Source organism: Streptomyces sp. NBC_01276 (assembly GCF_041435355.1).
In the GTDB taxonomy this organism is placed as follows: domain Bacteria; phylum Actinomycetota; class Actinomycetes; order Streptomycetales; family Streptomycetaceae; genus Streptomyces.
Genome location: NZ_CP108442.1, coordinates 6,201,414 through 6,217,292, shown reverse-complemented (window position 1 = coordinate 6,217,292; position 15,879 = coordinate 6,201,414). Strand labels below are relative to the sequence as shown.

At 73.7% G+C, this 15,879-nt stretch carries 14 protein-coding genes; 3 read left to right on the top strand and 11 right to left on the bottom strand.

Annotated elements, in window-relative coordinates:
- Nucleotides 1–9: 9 nt before the first annotated feature.
- The 8 genes from OG295_RS27965 to OG295_RS27930 all read right to left on the bottom strand — a co-directional run bounded on the left by OG295_RS27965 (nucleotide 10) and on the right by OG295_RS27930 (nucleotide 11,139).
- A complete protein-coding gene (locus tag OG295_RS27965; RefSeq protein ID WP_266838020.1) occupies nucleotides 10–825 on the bottom strand; it encodes an RNA methyltransferase in 816 nt (271 codons plus the stop codon).
- Nucleotides 826–867: 42 nt separating this feature from the next.
- Nucleotides 868–2,112: a uroporphyrinogen-III C-methyltransferase gene (cobA, locus tag OG295_RS27960; protein ID WP_371679385.1), complete on the bottom strand. Its 1,245-nt coding sequence runs from the start codon at nucleotides 2,110–2,112 to the stop codon at nucleotides 868–870.
- A gap of 445 nt (nucleotides 2,113–2,557) precedes the next feature.
- On the bottom strand, nucleotides 2,558–5,974 hold the full coding sequence (cobT, locus tag OG295_RS27955; RefSeq protein ID WP_371679384.1) for a nicotinate-nucleotide--dimethylbenzimidazole phosphoribosyltransferase: 3,417 nt from the start codon (nucleotides 5,972–5,974) through the stop codon (nucleotides 2,558–2,560).
- A gap of 248 nt (nucleotides 5,975–6,222) precedes the next feature.
- Nucleotides 6,223–7,452: a precorrin-6y C5,15-methyltransferase (decarboxylating) subunit CbiE gene (gene cbiE / locus OG295_RS27950; protein WP_371679383.1), complete on the bottom strand. Its 1,230-nt coding sequence runs from the start codon at nucleotides 7,450–7,452 to the stop codon at nucleotides 6,223–6,225.
- 76 nt (nucleotides 7,453–7,528) lie between these two features.
- Nucleotides 7,529–8,245 (bottom strand): GNAT family N-acetyltransferase, encoded by a 717-nt coding sequence (locus OG295_RS27945; RefSeq protein ID WP_371679382.1) that lies wholly within the window; start codon nucleotides 8,243–8,245, stop codon nucleotides 7,529–7,531.
- A 203-nt stretch (nucleotides 8,246–8,448) separates the two neighbouring features.
- On the bottom strand, nucleotides 8,449–9,315 hold the full coding sequence (locus tag OG295_RS27940) for a MetQ/NlpA family ABC transporter substrate-binding protein (protein ID WP_371679381.1): 867 nt from the start codon (nucleotides 9,313–9,315) through the stop codon (nucleotides 8,449–8,451).
- 91 nt (nucleotides 9,316–9,406) lie between these two features.
- Nucleotides 9,407–10,075 (bottom strand): methionine ABC transporter permease, encoded by a 669-nt coding sequence (locus OG295_RS27935; RefSeq protein ID WP_371679380.1) that lies wholly within the window; start codon nucleotides 10,073–10,075, stop codon nucleotides 9,407–9,409.
- Entirely contained in the window at nucleotides 10,072–11,139 is a 1,068-nt protein-coding gene (locus OG295_RS27930; RefSeq protein ID WP_371679379.1) for a methionine ABC transporter ATP-binding protein, read from the bottom strand. Before OG295_RS27930 ends, OG295_RS27935 begins: the two co-directional genes overlap by 4 nt.
- A gap of 599 nt (nucleotides 11,140–11,738) precedes the next feature.
- On the opposite strand from OG295_RS27930, the gene OG295_RS27925 reads away from it, so the two are divergent.
- The gene (locus tag OG295_RS27925; protein ID WP_030233799.1) at nucleotides 11,739–12,107 is read left to right on the top strand and encodes a hypothetical protein; all 369 of its coding nucleotides are present in this window, start codon (nucleotides 11,739–11,741) and stop codon (nucleotides 12,105–12,107) included.
- A complete protein-coding gene (locus OG295_RS27920) occupies nucleotides 12,100–12,534 on the top strand; it encodes a hypothetical protein (RefSeq protein ID WP_371679378.1) in 435 nt (144 codons plus the stop codon). The genes OG295_RS27925 and OG295_RS27920 overlap by 8 nt, the downstream gene beginning before the upstream one ends.
- A gap of 73 nt (nucleotides 12,535–12,607) precedes the next feature.
- Here the strand turns inward: OG295_RS27920 and OG295_RS27915 are convergent, their stop codons facing one another.
- The 3 genes from OG295_RS27915 to OG295_RS27905 all read right to left on the bottom strand — a co-directional run bounded on the left by OG295_RS27915 (nucleotide 12,608) and on the right by OG295_RS27905 (nucleotide 14,949).
- Complete coding sequence (locus OG295_RS27915) at nucleotides 12,608–13,114, bottom strand: GNAT family N-acetyltransferase (RefSeq protein ID WP_371679377.1); 507 nt, start codon at nucleotides 13,112–13,114, stop codon at nucleotides 12,608–12,610.
- 37 nt (nucleotides 13,115–13,151) lie between these two features.
- Nucleotides 13,152–13,712, bottom strand: coding sequence for an RNA polymerase sigma factor (locus OG295_RS27910; RefSeq protein ID WP_371679376.1), 561 nt, complete (start codon nucleotides 13,710–13,712; stop codon nucleotides 13,152–13,154).
- 73 nt (nucleotides 13,713–13,785) lie between these two features.
- Nucleotides 13,786–14,949 carry a glycerophosphodiester phosphodiesterase gene (locus OG295_RS27905; RefSeq protein ID WP_371679375.1) on the bottom strand — a complete coding sequence of 388 codons (1,164 nt, stop codon included), beginning with the start codon at nucleotides 14,947–14,949 and terminating at the stop codon, nucleotides 13,786–13,788.
- 221 nt (nucleotides 14,950–15,170) lie between these two features.
- Between OG295_RS27905 and OG295_RS27900 the strand changes: the two genes are divergently transcribed.
- Nucleotides 15,171–15,878, top strand: coding sequence for a lysophospholipid acyltransferase family protein (locus OG295_RS27900; protein WP_371679374.1), 708 nt, complete (start codon nucleotides 15,171–15,173; stop codon nucleotides 15,876–15,878).
- Nucleotide 15,879: the final 1 nt, after the last annotated feature.

The following is a 15,879-nucleotide window of genomic DNA, read 5'->3' as shown; positions in this document are numbered from 1 at the left end:
CCCGGACGGTCAGGCCCGGTGGCCGCCGGCCACCGCGTAGAAGGCGACGGCCGCGGCCGCGCCCACGTTGAGCGAGTCCACGCCGTGCGCCATGGGGATGCGCACCCACTCGTCGGCGGCGACCAGCGCCTGCGTGGACAGGCCGTCGCCCTCCGCTCCGAGCATCAGCGCGACCCGTTCGAGGGACTGCGGGGCGGCCTCGTCGATCGGCGAGGCCTTCTCGTGCGGGGTGAGGGCGAGGAGCTTGAAGCCCGCCTCCCGTACCGAGTCCAGGCTCTTGGGCCAGGCGTCGAGGCGGGCGTAGGGGACGGAGAACACCGCCCCCATGGAGACCTTCACCGAGCGGCGGTAGAGCGGGTCCGCGCAGTCGGGCGACAGCAGCACCGCGTCCATGCCGAGGGCGGCGGCGCTGCGGAAGATGGCTCCGATGTTGGTGTGGTCGTTGACCGCCTCCATGACGGCCACCCGGCGGGCCGACGCGAGCAGGTCCTGCGCCGTGGGCAGCGGCTTGCGCTGCATGGAGGCGAGGGCGCCGCGGTGCACGTGGTAGCCGGTGACGCGTTCGGCGAGCTCCGGGCTGACGGCGTAGACCGGGGCGGGGAGCTCGTCGATGACGTCGCGCATGACGTCGACCCACTTGGCGGAGAGCAGCATGGAGCGCATCTCGTAGCCGGCGTCCTTGGCCCGTCTGATGACCTTCTCGCCCTCGGCGATGAAGAGGCCCTCGGCGGGCTCGCGGCGGCGCCGCAGCTCCACGTCGGTCAGGCCCGTGTAGTCGCGCAGGCGGGGGTCGTCGGGGTCTTCGACGGTGATGAGATCAGCCACAGGGTGATACTGCCTTGTCGTGGGTGTGGTGCCAACGGCCTGTCAGGCGTCGGTGGCGGGGAGGGCGTCGGGCGCGTTCACGCGGACGACCTCGCCGATGACGATCACGGCCGGCGGGCGGACCTCCTCGGCGCGCACGGTCTCACCGACCGTGGCGAGGGTGGCGTCCACCCGGCGCTGGGTGGCCGTGGTGCCCTCCTGGACGACCGCGACCGGGGTGCCGGCGGAGCGGCCGTGGCGGATCAGGGCCTCGGCGATCAGGCCGATCTTGTCGACGCCCATGAGGATCACGAGGGTGCCGGTGAGCTTCGCGAGGGAGGCCCAGTCCACCAGGGAGCGCGGGTCGTCGGGGCCGACGTGTCCGCTGACCACGGTGAACTCGTGCGCCACCCCGCGGTGGGTGACGGGGATCCCGGCGGCGCTCGGCACCGAGATGGAGCTGGAGATGCCGGGGACGACCGTGCAGGGGATGCCGTGCTCGGCGAGGGCCTGCAGCTCCTCCATGCCACGGCCGAAGACGTACGGGTCCCCGCCCTTGAGCCGGACGACGGCCTTGCCCGCCTTGGCGTGCTCGATCAGGGCGTTGTTGATGGCCTCCTGGGCCATGAACCGGCCGTACGGGATCTTCGCCGCGTCGATGACCTCGACGTGCGGGGGGAGTTCGTCGAGGAGGTCGCGGGGGCCGAGCCGGTCGGCGATGACCACGTCGGCCTCGGCGAGCAGCCGGCGGCCGCGCACGGTGATCAGGTCCGGGTCGCCGGGGCCGCCGCCGACGAGGGCGACGCCGGGGGTGCCCTTGTGGCGGTGCGCGGGGGCGGTGAGGGTGCCGTCGCGCAGGCCCTCGACGACCGCGTCGCGGACGGCGGCCGAACGGCGCGGGTCGTTGCCGGTCAGCACGGCGACGGTGACGCCCTCGATGCGGCCGGTGGCGGGGGTCCAGGCGGTGGCGGCGGAGGCGTCGTCGGCGCGCACGCACCAGACGCGCTCGCGCTCGGCCTCGGCGGAGGCGCGCTCGTTGTCCTCGCGGTTCTGGGTGGCGATCAGGGCGTACCAGGCGTCGGCGAGATCGCCCTCCCGGTAGCGGCGGCGTTCCCAGCGGATCTCGCCGGTCTCCGCCATCGCGTCCACGGAGGGGGTCGCGGAAGGGGAGATCAGCAGGACGTCGGCGCCGGCCGCGATGAGGGCGGGCAGGCGGCGCTGGGCGACCTGACCGCCGCCGATGACGACGACGCGGCGCCCGGCCAGGCGGAGTCCTACGGGGTAGGCGGGGTATGCCGGGTTTGCCATGGCGGTTGCGGCTCCTGGTGCGGCGAGGGGTCGGCGGGGCCGCTGCTGCGCTGGAGCGGCGTGGCGGGCGGCGTGCGGTTGCCCGTCCGGGACCACGATACGACCCATCCGGGGCGGTGGTCCCTGCGGGGGCTGCGCGAGCTTCGGGGGCGGGGGCGCCGCGCCGCGCGGGCCGGATCCGGGGAGCGGGTGCGCGGAGGCGGCGCCGGTGCCGGGGTGCCGCGGCAGGGGCCGGACTCACGGGCCGACGCGCGGGTGCGGCTGCTGGGCGGGGCCACCGGGTGCCGCTGCGCGGGGTCCACCCCTGCCCGCCCTTCCCCCGTTCCCGGGCTCCGCCCGGACCCTTCGGGGGCTCCGGCCCCCCGGACCCCCCGCGCCTCGAACGCCGGCGGGGCTGGACATCGCCGGCGCCCGGGGCGGGAGCGGTGGAAGGGCGGGGAGGGGGCTACTTCTCGGTGACGCCCGCCGAGTCGAAGGTGGCCACCTCGTGCATCGCGCGCGCCGCGCTCTGGACCAGGGGGAGCGCCAGGAGCGCGCCCGTGCCCTCGCCGAGGCGGAGGTCCAGGTCGACCAGGGGACGCAGGCCGAGCTTGTTCAGGGCCGCCACGTGACCCGGCTCCGCGCTGCGGTGGCCCGCGATGCAGGCCGACAGGGACTCCGGTGCGATGGCGCGGGCCACGAGGGCGGCCGCGCCGGCGCTCACGCCGTCGAGGATGACCGGGGTGCGCAGGGATGCCCCGCCCAGGAGGAGGCCGACGATCGCCGCGTGCTCCAGGCCGCCGATGGCCGCCAGGACGCCGATCGGGTCGGCCGGGTCGGGCTGGTGGAGTTCCAGGGCCCGGCGGACGACCTCGACCTTGCGGGCGTGGGTCTCGTCGTTGATGCCGGTGCCCCGGCCGGTGACCTCCGCGGGGTCGACGCCCGTGAAGACCGAGATGAGGGCCGCCGAGACCGTGGTGTTCGCGATGCCCATCTCGCCCGTGAGCAGGGCCTTGTTGCCGGCGGCGACCAGGTCGCGGGCCGTCTCGATGCCGACCTCGATGGCCGCGATCGCTTCCTCGCGGGTCATGGCCGGGCCGGTGGAGAGGTCGGCCGTGCCGGGACGGACCTTGCGCGGCAGCAGGCCGGTGGTGGCGGGGAGGTCACCGGCCACGCCGACGTCGATGACGCAGACCTCGGCGCCGACCTGGTTGGCGAAGGCGTTGCAGACCGCGCCGCCGCCGAGGAAGTTCGCCACCATCTGCGTGGTGACCTCCTGCGGCCAGGGGGTGACTCCCTGGGCGTGGACGCCGTGGTCGCCCGCGAAGATCGCGACGGCGGCCGGCTCCGGGATGGGCGGCGGGCAGACCCGGGAGAGGCCGGCCAGCTGGGCGGAGATGATCTCCAGCATGCCCAGGGCCCCGGCGGGCTTCGTCATGCGCTTCTGCCGCTCCCAGGCCTCGCCCAGCGCCTTGGCGTCGAGCGGGCGGATGCTGGCGACGGTCTCGGAGAGCAGGTCGTGCGGCTCCTCGCCGGGCAGCGCGCGGCGTCCGTACGTCTCCTCGTGGACGACCCAGGCCAGCGGACGACGCTGGGACCAGCCGGCCTGCGCCAGTTCGGGCTCGTCCGGGAACTCGTCCACGTAGCCGACGCACAGGTACGCGACGACCTCCAGGTGCTCCGGCAGTCCGAGCGCGCGGACCATCTCGCGCTCGTCGAAGAAGCTGACCCAGCCCACGCCGAGGCCCTCGGCGCGCGCGGCGAGCCAGAGGTTCTCGACCGCGAGGGCGGAGGAGTACGGGGCCATCTGCGGCTGGGTGTGCCGGCCGAGGGTGTGGCGGCCGCCGCGGGTGGGGTCGGCGGTGACGACGATGTTCACCGGGGTGTCGAGGATGGCCTCGATCTTGAGTTCCTTGAACTGCTTCGCCCGGCCCTTGGGCAGCGACTTGGCGTAGGCCTCGCGCTGGCGCTGGGCGAGCTCGTGCATCGTCCGGCGGGTCTCGGCGGAGCGGATGACGACGAAGTCCCAGGGCTGCGAGTGGCCGACGCTGGGGGCCGTGTGGGCGGCCTCCAGGACGCGCAGCAGCACCTCGTGCGGGATGGGGTCGGTACGGAAGCCCTTGCGGATGTCGCGGCGCTCGCGCATGACGCGCAGGACGGCCTCGCGTTCGGCGTCGTCGTACGCGGGGGCGGGCTCGCCGGCGGAGACGGGTTCGGGGGCCTGCGCGGCGTCGGCGGGTTCGGTGGCGTCCGGGGCGGTGGCGTCCGGGGCGTCGGCCTCGGGGGCGGACGCGGCGACCGGCTCGGCGGCCTCGGCCGGGACGGCCTCCGCCTCGGCCGGGGCCTCCGCGGCGGCCGGCGCCTCGGGCTCCGCCGGCACGTCGGCCGGGACGGCCGCCTCGACGGGGGCATGAACCGTTTCTGCAGGGGCCTCCGCGACGGGCTCGGCGGCCGGGGTACCGGCGGCCTCCGGGAGCACGGGCTCGGCCTCGGCGGGCGCCTGGGCGGCCTCGGGGGCCGAAGGCCCGGCGGGGACCTCCACGGCGGCCACCGGCTCGGCCGGGACCTCCACGGCGGCCGGCGCCTCGGGGGCCTCGGGGGCCTCGGGAACCACCGGGGCCGGCGGCTGCGGGGCGCCGGCGGGCTCCTGGGCCTCCGGGGCGGCTTCGGGAGCCGCCTCGGCGGCGACGGGCGCGGCGGCGGGCACCGCGGCGGCCTCGGAGGCCTGGGCAGCGGCCTCGGCGGACGGCTGGGCCTCCGGCTGCGCCACGGGCTCCGCGGACGGCTCCACGGGAGCGGGCGCGGCAGCGGCGGGGGCGGCGGCCGGAACGGGGGCGGCGGCCGGAGCGGGCTCGGCCGTCCACGGCGTCCCGGCCTGCGCCGGGATCTCGGCGGCCTGCGCCGCCTGCTGCGGGGCGTCCAGGTACTCGGGACCCGCGGCCGGCGCAGCGGGCTGCGGCACCGCCGCGGCGACCGGCTCCTGCGCCACCGGCGCACCGGCGGCGGCGGGCACGGCCACGGCCACGGGCACGGCGGCCGGCTCTGCGACGGCGACCGGCACGGCGACGGGCTCCACCACCGGCTCCGCCACCGGTTCGGCGGCGGGCTCGGCGACGGGCTCGGCGGCGGGCTGCTGCGGCAGGGGCTGCGGCGCCGGCTCGGCGACGGGCTGCGCCGCCACCACGGGGGCCGGCTCGGGGGCGGGCACGGGGGCCGGGGCGGCCACGGGCGCCGGCGCCGGAGCGGCGGCGGGACCCCGGTCCGCGAGGGAGCGCACGACTCCCCCGGCCTCGGGCATCGGCGGGCCCATGTGCAGCGGACGGCGTGCGGGGATCACGGGCGACGCGGCCGGCACCTGGGCGGCCTGCGGGGCCACGAGGCCGCCGAGGTCGAGCGAGCCGGTGTCACGGCCGCCGGTCTCGTGCGCGCCCGCGCTGTACGCGGCGGGGTCGGCGTAGCCGTCGGGGAAGCCCGCGCCCACGGGGTACGAGGGGTCGGGGAAGCCGGGCTGCTGCGGCGCCGGGTAGCCGGCGTCCTGGTAGCCGGGCTCCGGGAAGCCGAGGTGTCCGGGCTCGGGGTAACCGGCCCCGGGGGCCTGCGGGTACTCGGTGTAGACGGGCTCGGCGGGGAACTCGGCCGGGAAGGCCGGCACCGGCGGGACCACCTGGGGGTCGCTCCAGGAGCCCTGGCCGCTCGGCATCAGCAGCAGTTCCTCGTCCTCCGCCTCGGCGGGGTCGTCCACGAGGTCCTGGAAGGCGTAGCCGGCCGGGGGCTGCGGCGGAAGCGGCGGGAGCGGCGGAACCGGAGCGGGGATGCCCTGCTGATCCACCATGCCCCCGTTGTCCGGGTGACCCTCGCCCGGGACCTGGCCGGTGTCAGTCATGCGTACCCCTCGCCCATCGGTGTTGCCTCTTCGATCGCCCGGTCGCCCACACGACCGCCGGGCGGTGATGTGTGCGGGGTCGCCGTGCGGTGCGACGCCTCGCGTGCGCCCGCACAACAACTCCTGAGCATTGTCGCGCTCGTCGGCCGCCGTGTCGGCCACAAACCGGCACGGTCCGCTGTGGACTGCGCCACGTCGCGCGTCCTGAGGGCGGCACGACGATCGGCCAGCCTACCCCGGCCTGCGCGCTAGCGGCTCACGGGGCGCTCGGCTGCCAGGAGGAACACCACGGAACGCTCCTGTTCCGCCCAGGTCCGGGTGTCGAGGCCGACGGACTGGAGGAGTGCGCACTCGACGGCGTACCCGTGTTCGCCCAGGACGCGTCCGATGGCCTCGGCGTCGTCGCGCGTGGAGGCGTGGCTGACGATCCGTTCGGGGCGCCGGTCGGCGACGGCCGCGACGACCTCGGCGCCGCCCCCGCCGACGCGGACGACGTCGGGCTCGGGGAGGTTCTCCAGGACGTGCGGGGCGCGGCCGGGCACGACCTGGATCTGGACACCGCGCCGACGGGCGGCGGCCGTTACCCGTTCGCAGGCGCGGGGGTCGGCGTCCACCGCGATGACGGCCGCGCCGAGGGCGGCGGCGTCCACGGCGAGGGCCCCGGAGCCGGCCCCGATGTCCCAGACGAGGTCGCCGGCGCGGGGGCCGAGGCGGGCGAGCTGGGCCGCGCGCAGCTGTGCGGACTCGCCCTCCCCCACGGGCCCCTCCCCCGCGGGCCCGTCCCCCGCGGGCCGGGGCCGGGCCCAGCCGCGGGTGGCCGCGAGGTGGGGGGGCTGGCCGAACAGCCAGCCGGGCTCGGCGGCGGAGACCTGGCCCGCGCCGCCGATGACGATGACCACGTTCGGGTCGCGCCAGCTGTGGTCGGCGGCCTTGTCGGAGGTCAGGACGGTGACGCGCTCGCGGTCGGTGCCCAGTTCCTCGCAGATGACGAAGGTGCGGTGCACCCCGTCGAGCAGCAGGGCGAGTTCGGCGGGTCCGGCTCCGGGCGAGGTGAGGACGGCGACCTTGCTGTGGGCCCGGCAGACGTTGACGGCCCGGCGCAGGGTGCGGGGGTGGGCGACGACCACCTGGGCGTCGTCCCAGGGCATCCCGGCGCGGGCGAAGGCCGCGGCGACGGCGGAGACGGCGGGGACGACCTCCACCTCCAGGCCGTGTTCCGGGGCGCGCAGGGTGCGTACGACGCCGAAGAATCCGGGGTCTCCGTCGGCGAGGACGACGGCGGTGCCGCGGTGGCCGGCGATGCGGCGGGCGGCGAGGTGGAGGCTGCCGAGGCGGATGCGTTCCGCGGTGGGCGGGACCTCGGGGAGCGCGAGGTGGTGGGCGGCGCCGGCCACGAGGGTGGCGGCGGCGAGCGCGGACCGGGCGGCCGCGGTCAGGGGTGAGCCGTCCCAGCCGATCACCGTGACCCGGTCGGCCATCGTCGTCAGTCTCCTGAGGTGGGGGCGGGCGAGCTTCGTCGGGGGTCGCGCATCGTGAGACTACCTGGTCATCGGGTCAGTTCCAGTCGGCGGCGACGGCGTAGCCGGTGGCGTCGGCGGACCGGCCGAAGGCGTATCCGGAGTCCCGGGGCGGGTATCCGCGGGTGCCGTCGTAGCCGCTGTGGCCGTCGTAGCCCTCGTACTCCTCGCCCTCGTCGAGGTCCTCGGGGACCAGGCTCCAGACGATGAGGTCGGTGCGGGCCTCGGTCCAGCCGCCGTCGGCCGCCTGGGTGCGCACTATCCACGCGTTGCGCAGGACGCCTTCGCTGATGCAACCGATCTTCTGGGCGACCTGCTGGGAGGCGGTGTTGTCGGCGGCGGTGCGGATTTCGAGGCGCTCGAAGCCCTGGTCGCGGAAGAGCCACTGGGCGACGGCGAGGACGGACTCGCTGGCGTAGCCCTCGCCCCGGGCCCAGGGGGCGGTGACGTAACCGACCTCGGTGGTGCGGGTGCGCCAGTCGGTGTTCTGGAGGTGGACGATGCCGACGAGGCGCTGGGTGAGGAACTCGGTGACGGCGAAGACGATGCCCCGGCCGTCGGTGCGTTCCGCGTGGGACTTCCGGGTGGCCCAGCCGTGGGCGTCGGCGTGGGTGTAGGGGTGCGGTACCGGGGTCCAGGCGGTGACGTGCTCGTCGTTCATCATCTCGGCGAGCGCCGTGACGTCGTCCTCCTCGAAGGCGCGCAGCACCAGCCGGTCCGTGCTGATGGTGACGTCCGGGAAGGTGGTAGTCATGCGCAGCTCCATGCCTGAGACCGTGGTGCGACCGTGGTGCGGGACCGTTCGAGGGGGACCGTCGTGCGGGTCGTAGGCCACAGCATGCAGCATCGGCCGGGTGATGTGCAGGGCCGGGCTGCCCGGATGCGGGCAGCCCGCGGCCCCGCGTCCCCCGGAGGGGGCGCGGGGCCGGGAATCCGGCGTCTACCAGGCGGTTTTCGTCAGGAAGCGGCCGGGGCGCCGAAGGCGGGGGTGACCGAACCCTGGTACTTGTCCTGGATGAACTTCTTGACCTCGTCGGAGTTCAGGAGCTTGGCGAGCTTCTGGATGCGCGGGTCGGTCTGCTTGCCGTCCTTGACCGCCAGGAAGTTGGCGTACGGGTTGCCCTCGGCCTTCTCCAGGGCCAGGGCGTCCTTGGCGGGCGAGAGCTTGGCCTCGATGGCGTAGTTGCCGTTGATGACGGCGGCGTCCACGTCGTTCAGGGCGCGCGGGACCGTGGCGGCCTCCAGCTCCTTGAACTCCAGGCCCTTCTTGTCGGTGATGTCGGAGAGCTTGGCGTTGGTGCCGACGCCGTCCTTGAGGGTGATCAGCTTGTTCGCGGCGAGCAGCTGGAGCGCGCGGCCCTCGTTGGTGGTGTCGTTGGGGACGGCGACGGTCTGGCCGGCCTTGATGTCGGAGAGGGCCTTGACCTTCTTGGAGTAGAGGCCGAGGGGCTCCAGGTGCACGTTCACGACGGGCACGATGTGGGTGCCGTTCTTCTTGTTGAAGTCGTCGAGGTACGGCTTGTGCTGGAAGTAGTTGCCGTCGACCTGGCCCTGCTCGGTGGCGGTGTTGGGCAGGACGTAGTCCGTGAACTCCTTCACCTCCAGCTTGAGGCCTTCCTTGGCGGCGAGGTTGTCCTTGACGAACTTCAGGATGTCGGCGTGCGGGGTCGGGGACGCCGCGATGACGAGGGGCTTGCTCTCGTCGGCCTTGCCGCCGTCGGCCTTGGCCGTGGAGGGGTCCGAGGAGCTGCCGCAGGCGGTGAGGCCGAGGGCGAGCGCGGCGGAGGCGGCGGCGAAGGCGGTGAGCTTGACGTTCTTACGCACGAAGAGTGCCTTTCTGGCGGTACGGGTCCGGTGGGGACCCGCTGGTGGTGGCCCAAGCACGACAAGTGCGGGCTCTTTTGTGGGGGAAGGTTCAGACGGTCCGGCCGCGGCGGGCGAGGACGCGCACCACGCCGTCGCCGATCAGCTGGATCACCGTGACGAGGGCGATCAGCACGACGACGGTGGCGACCATGAAGCCGGTCTCGAAGCGCTGGAAGCCGTACGTGATGGCCTTGGAGCCGAGTCCCTCGCCGCCGACCGCGCCGGCCATGGCCGAGTAGCCGACCAGGGTGATCACGGTGGTGGTGACGGCGGCGACCAGCGAGGGCAGGGACTGCGGGAGCAGGACCTTGCCGACGAGGGTGGGGATGCCGCCGCCCATGGACTCGACGGCCTCGATCAGGCCGTGGTCGACCTCACGGACGGCCGTCTCGACGAGGCGGGCGAAGAAGGGGATGGCCCCGATGGCGAGCGGGACGATCATCGCGGTGGGGCCGATGAAGGTGCCGACGACGGCGGTCGTGACCGGGATCAGGGCGATCAGCAGGATGATGAAGGGCAGCGAGCGGCCCACGTTCACTATCGCGCCGAGGACCTTGTTGAGCGGCCGGTTCTGCAGGAGGCCGCCCTTGTCGGTGAGGACGAGGAGGATGCCGACGGGCAGTCCGCCGAGGACGGTCACCAGGGTGGACCACAGCACCATGTACAGGGTGTCGTAGGTGCCCTGGGTGAGCAGGGGCTGCATCTCGGACCAGGTCACTTGGCACCATCCTTGACCAGTGCGGCCAGTTCGTCGTCGATCTCGTCGGCCGCGGCGTCGGCGTCGTCGACCACGTCCACCTGGAGGCCCTGCTCGCGCAGGAAGCCGACGGGCACGACGTTGTCCTCGTAGCGGCCGGGCAGTTCGATGCGCATCCGGCCGATCTGGCGGCCGGCGACGGTGTCCATCGCGGCGCCGAGGATCGAGATGTCGATGTTGTACGTGCGCGACAGCTGGGAGATGACCGGCTGGGTGGCGGCCTCTCCGTGGAAGGTGACGTCGACGACGGTGCGGTCGGGGCCGGTGGCGGCGCCGCTGACGGGGAAGAGTTCGGCGGCGAGCTCGGAGCCGGGGGTGGCGAGCAGTTCCGCGACGGTGCCCGATTCGATGATCCGGCCCCGCTTCATCAGCGCGGCGGAGTCGCAGACGGCCTTGACCACGTCCATCTCGTGGGTGATGAGCAGGACGGTCAGGCCGAGCTGGCGGTTGAGGTCGCGCAGCAGCTGCAGGATCGAGCGGGTGGTCTCGGGGTCCAGGGCGCTGGTGGCCTCGTCGGAGAGCAGCACCTTGGGGTCGCCGGCCAGGGCGCGGGCGATGCCGACGCGCTGCTTCTGGCCGCCGGAGAGCTGGGTGGGGTAGGCCTTGGCCTTGTCGGCGAGGCCGACGAGGTCGAGGAGTTCCAGGGCCTTGCGCGAGCGCTCGCGGCCGGAGACGCCGAGGATCTCCAGGGGCAGCTCGATGTTGGCCTGCACGGTGCGCGAGGACAGCAGGTTGAAGTGCTGGAACACCATGCCGATGCGGCTGCGGGCCTCGCGCAGTTCCTTGCCGGCGCGGCGGCCGCGGCCGGCCAGCGCGGTGAGGTCGACGCCGTCGACGGTGACCGTGCCGGTGGTGGGGCGCTCCAGCAGGTTCACGCAGCGGATCAGGGAGGACTTGCCGGCGCCGCTCTGGCCGATGACTCCGTATACCTCGCCCTCGCGGACGTGCAGGTCGACGCCGTCCAGGGCGGTGACCTCACGGCCACGGGACTGGTAGACCTTCGTGAGGCCCGATGTGGTGATCACAGGAATTCCGTCGCTGTCGAGTGCACGGCGTGCGGGTGCCGTGCACGGGGCAAACATCTGGGGACGCGATACGGGTCGAACCGTCGGAAAGGGGATGGCGTCGACGCGTGCGCGGGGCAGGAGCGGTCCGTACGGCCCGTCAGGTGGTGACGGCTGCTGCGGAACGGCTCGGCCGGTCTCGCTTCGGGGCGCGAGACTGCAGGAAGGGGGCCCTCAGAAGGCGCGCATTCGACACATACAACGAGCACCGGGCGTCATCGTCGCCTCGGTCGCAAGGGTGCGGCTGCTCGTCGTGGTCATGGGCCCCAGTAAAGCAGACATGGCGACTCATCGATCCACAGTGTCCGCATACCGGACGGATTCCGGCCGCATTACGGACGACATCGGTCGTGCCCGGCCCTCCGTCAAGAGCGGCGCTCCGGCGGCCCCGACCAGTGCGGACACGGCCCGGAGGTCCCCGGCGACCGCGTCCGCGCCGGGTCCGCCGGCGGGGTGCGCTGTGGTCAAGACCACGGTCCGCGTCCCGGCCGCCGGCGCCCCGGCCCGTACCGGCGAGGGGCGGGCGCACCGGGTCCTGCGGCCCGTAATACCCTCGCTGCATGCTCGACGCCCTGACGGCCGCCATCGGCGTGGCCGCCCTCGCCCTCGCCGCCTGGTGCGGTCACGCCGTGTGGCGGGACCAGCCGACCAAGGACTGGCATTTCATCGGCATGGCCGTGGTGACCCTCCTGGTCCTGGCCCAGCTGGTGGTCGGCCTGGTGCAGCTGGCCCGGGGCGAGAGGCCCGCACAGGGCACGGTGCTCTTCGTCGCCTATCTGGTGGGCGCCTTCGCGGCGGTCCCGGCCGCCGGGATGCTCTCGCTGAGCGAACGGACCAAATGGGGTTCGGTGACGGTGGCCGCGGGCGCGGTCGTCCTCGCCGTCCTCGAAGTACGGCTCTACGACATCTGGGGAACCGCCGGTGCCTGACGACACGAAGACCGCGACGGCGGAGGCCTCCGGGACCCCCGGGCGCAAGCGGCTGGTCTCCGGTCCGGGACTGCTGCTGGTGTGGCTCTACGGGGTGATGGTGGTCGGCGCGGTCTCGCGCTCGGCCTACCAGATCTCCACCGAGTTCGACCGGGCCCCGCTGGCGTACGCGCTGTCCGGTGCCGCGGCCCTGGCGTACGCCTTCATCACGTACTCGCTGGTGCGCGGCGGGGAGAAGGCCCGCAAGGCGGCGCTGGTCTGCTGCGCGGCCGAACTGGCGGGCGTGCTGGCCGTCGGCACCTGGACCCTGGTGCGGCCCGAGTCCTTCCCCGACGCCACCGTGTGGTCGGAGTTCGGGATGGGCTACCTGTTCATCCCCGTGATCCTGCCGGTGACCGGGATGATCTGGCTCCGCTCGAAGCGCTGACGCCCTCGGCCCGCCCGTCCCGTCCGTCCGGCCGGTGGCGGCCGGGCGCCCCGTGGGACGGCCCGGCCGGAACCTACGCGCTGACGGCGAAGTCGGTGGCCTCCGCGGCCTCCTTCTCCAGGATCACCAGGTGCACGCCGTCGGAGGCGGTGCGGTTGCCGACCTGCGCGTAACCGGCCTTGCGGTAGAGGCGCAGGTTCGACTCGCTCTTGACGCCCGTGTGGAGGCGGAAGCGGGTCGCGGCGCCGTGGCCCGCGAGGGCCTCCTCCACTGCGCGCAGCAGCCGCGCGCCCAGTCCGTGGCCCTGGAGGCGCGGGTGCACGCACAGCTTGGCGATGCTCGCGGTGCCGTCCTCGCCGATGCTGCCGCGCACCGTGCCGACCACCTCGTCGCCCAGCCGGGCCACCAGGACGGTGTCCGAGGCGAGCTCCGCCTTCAGGGAGTCCAGGGACTGGGTGAGCGGCTGGATGAGGTAGTTGCCGTACAGCTCGGCCTCCCGCTGGAACGCCAGATACTGCAGCTTGAAGATCTGCTCGGCGTCTTCGGCGGCCGCCGCCGAAATGGTCACGCTCATGCCCATGTGCGCATGCCTCCCGCTCACCTGGTGGCTCTCCGGTCTACCGCTCCTTTCCCCACGGGCCAGGAGCCGCAACCTCTGCAGCGAGCATTCTGCGCAGACATCCCAGGCAACGGGAACGGACCGGTCCCAAACTTCCTTGTGAGATACCCAACTCTCCTGCGATTTCACGGTAAGTGAGGTCTCTTGGCGAAAGAAGTGCCCCTATGAGCTGGGGACAACGTCCGGGCAATCGGGCGACCGCCGATCGGAGGGCCCGGTTCTCCTCGCCGTGCAGCAGGGCGTCCTCGGGCTCGCCGGCCGCCGCGGCGGGCGTGGGCGCGGCTCCGTAGGGGACCTCGCGCCGGGCCCGCCTGCGGGCGAGCCGCGCCTCCGCGCGCACCGCCCGCCGCAGCCAGCGGGCACGGCCGTTGGGGTCGGGGGCGCACGGGCCGCGTTCCAGCAGCCTGACCCAGACGGCTTGTTCCAGGTCCGCGGCCTCCACCCCGGCGGCCGGGGCCTCCGCGGCCGCCTCGGCGGAGAGCAGCGGGCCCAGTTCCCGGAGCAGTTCGCTCTCCGGCCGGCCGGTCTCGGGCAGGTCCGGTTCCTTCAGCAGGTCCATGCCGGGCGGGACGAGCGGACGGGTCCCGGCGGTTTCCCCGCCGGGAAGGGCACACCCGTACGGGGAAGCGGCGCTAGCGGTTGACGCCGCGTCCGGGGCGGAAGGCCTCCGCCGCGAGGACACCGGTGTCGGGGTTGTCGGTGAAGATGCCGTCGACGCCCAGTTCGAAGTACCGCTTGAAGGCGCCGAAGGCGTCCCCGTAGGCGGCCGGATCGGTGCCCTTGCGGAACTCGGCGGGCAGGAAGCTGTTCTCGTTGCGCGCGGTGTACGGGTGCAGCACCAGGCCCCGCGCGTGCGCGTCCTTGACCAGGGTGGTCGGCTCGCCGAGCCGGCCGTCGGCGGTGCGCGGCACGATCAGGTCCAGGGCCGGGCCGATGCCCTGGGCGAAGCCGGCGATCCACCGCAGTCCCTCGGGCTTGACCAGGTCCGCGACGGTACGGGGGTCCTTGGCCACCTCGAAGTCCCAGGGCCGGGTGTTCGCCGCGCCGAGCAGCGCCACGCGCGGCGCGGACACCAGGCGGGAGAGCCGCTGGAGGCTGGAGGGCTCGAAGGACTGGAGGAAGACGGCGGCGTCCCGGCCGTCGCGTCCGTAGCGGCGCAGCAGCTTCGCGAGGGGCTCCTCCAGGCCGAGGCCCAGACCCCGGAAGTAGGTGGGGTGCTTGGTCTCGACGTGGAGCCATACCCGCTTGTCGCGCTGGCGGCTCTCGCGGTTGGCCCAGCGCAGCACCTCTTCGAAGGTGGGGACGGCCCAGCGGCCGTCGTAGAGGGTGTTGCGCTGGCGGACGGCGGGGATGCGCTCCTTGGCGCGCAGGGTCTTCAGCTCGGCGAGGGTGAAGTCCTCGGTGAACCAGCCGGTGACGGAGACCCCGTCGACGTTCTTGGTGGTGCGCCGGGCGGCGAACTCGGGATGGTCGCCGACGTCGGTGGTGCCGCCGATCTCGTTCTCGTGACGGCACACCAGGTGGCCGTCCTTGGTGGGGACGAGGTCCTGTTCTATGACGTCGGCCCCCAGGTCGAGGGCGAGCTGGTAGGAGCCGAGGGTGTGCTCGGGCCGGTATCCGCTGGAGCCCCGGTGGCCGATGACCGTCGGGACGGGGAGGTCACGGTAGCCGCCCTCGTCGTGTCCGCCGTCGGTGGCGGCGGCGGCGCTGCCCGCCGCCAGTCCGGTGATTCCGGTTCCGGCCGCCAGGACCGCCGCTCCCAGGACCGTGCGCCGTGCTGCCCCACCCTGCGTCATGAGTGCTCTCCTCATCGTGAAACGGGCCCGGGCCCCGGGATCTCCGGGTCGCGCGGCCCGAAATCGGCCTGCCGATCGTAGGCAAGGAGGGATGGCGGGAGGGTGGGCGTGGCGGGAACACGACGGAAACGTGCGTCAACACGATGTATCTACCACGTGAACCCGATGTGCGATCAGCCGTGAGCCGCGAGTATCGTCCTCACCTGCACTACCGCCGTGTGGTGCGAAAGCCGCTTTTCGATGCCGGAGGGCTCACGTTGTTCCGTACCGCGCTCATCAAAGCCACTGTCGGACCGGTCATTCGCCTGATCATCCGCACCAGGGTGGAGGGCATCGAGAACATTCCGGGCACCGGCCCGGTGATCCTGGCGGGCAATCACCTCACCTTCATCGACTCGATGATCCTGCCGCTGGTGTGCGACCGCACGGTCCACTTCATCGGCAAGGACGAGTACGTGAAGGGCAAGGGCCTCAAGGGACGCCTGATGGCCTGGTTCTTCACCGGCGCCGGCATGATCCCCGTGGACCGCGACGGCGCGAACGGCGGAGTCGCCGCGCTGATGACGGGTCGCAGGATCCTGGAGGAGGGCAAGATCTTCGGCATCTACCCCGAGGGCACCCGCTCCCCCGACGGCCGCCTGTACCGGGGCCGCACCGGCATCGCCCGCCTCACCCTGATGACGGGCGCCCCCGTGGTCCCCTTCGCGGTGATCGGCACCGACAAGCTCCAGCCGGGCGGCGCGGGCATGCCGCGACCGGGCCGGGTCACCGTCCGCTTCGGCGAGCCGATGGAGTTCTCCCGCTACGAGGGCATGGACCGCGACCGCTACGTCCTGCGCGCCGTCACCGACTCGGTGATGGCGGAGGTCATGCGCCTGTCGGGTCAGGAGTACGTGGACATGTACGCCACCAAGGCGAAGGCCGCGTAGC

Coding starts and splice junctions, on each gene's coding strand:
- cobT (WP_371679384.1), bottom strand. CDS start 5,974: ATGACTGACACCGGCCAGGTCCCGGGCGAGGGTCACCCGGACAACGGG.
- OG295_RS27915 (WP_371679377.1), bottom strand. CDS start 13,114: ATGGGCATGAGCGTGACCATTTCGGCGGCGGCCGCCGAAGACGCCGAG.
- OG295_RS27945 (WP_371679382.1), bottom strand. CDS start 8,245: ATGACTACCACCTTCCCGGACGTCACCATCAGCACGGACCGGCTGGTG.
- cobA (WP_371679385.1), bottom strand. CDS start 2,112: ATGGCAAACCCGGCATACCCCGCCTACCCCGTAGGACTCCGCCTGGCC.
- cbiE (WP_371679383.1), bottom strand. CDS start 7,452: ATGGCCGACCGGGTCACGGTGATCGGCTGGGACGGCTCACCCCTGACC.
- OG295_RS27910 (WP_371679376.1), bottom strand. CDS start 13,712: ATGGACCTGCTGAAGGAACCGGACCTGCCCGAGACCGGCCGGCCGGAG.
- OG295_RS27925 (WP_030233799.1), top strand. CDS start 11,739: ATGCTCGACGCCCTGACGGCCGCCATCGGCGTGGCCGCCCTCGCCCTC.
- OG295_RS27905 (WP_371679375.1), bottom strand. CDS start 14,949: ATGACGCAGGGTGGGGCAGCACGGCGCACGGTCCTGGGAGCGGCGGTC.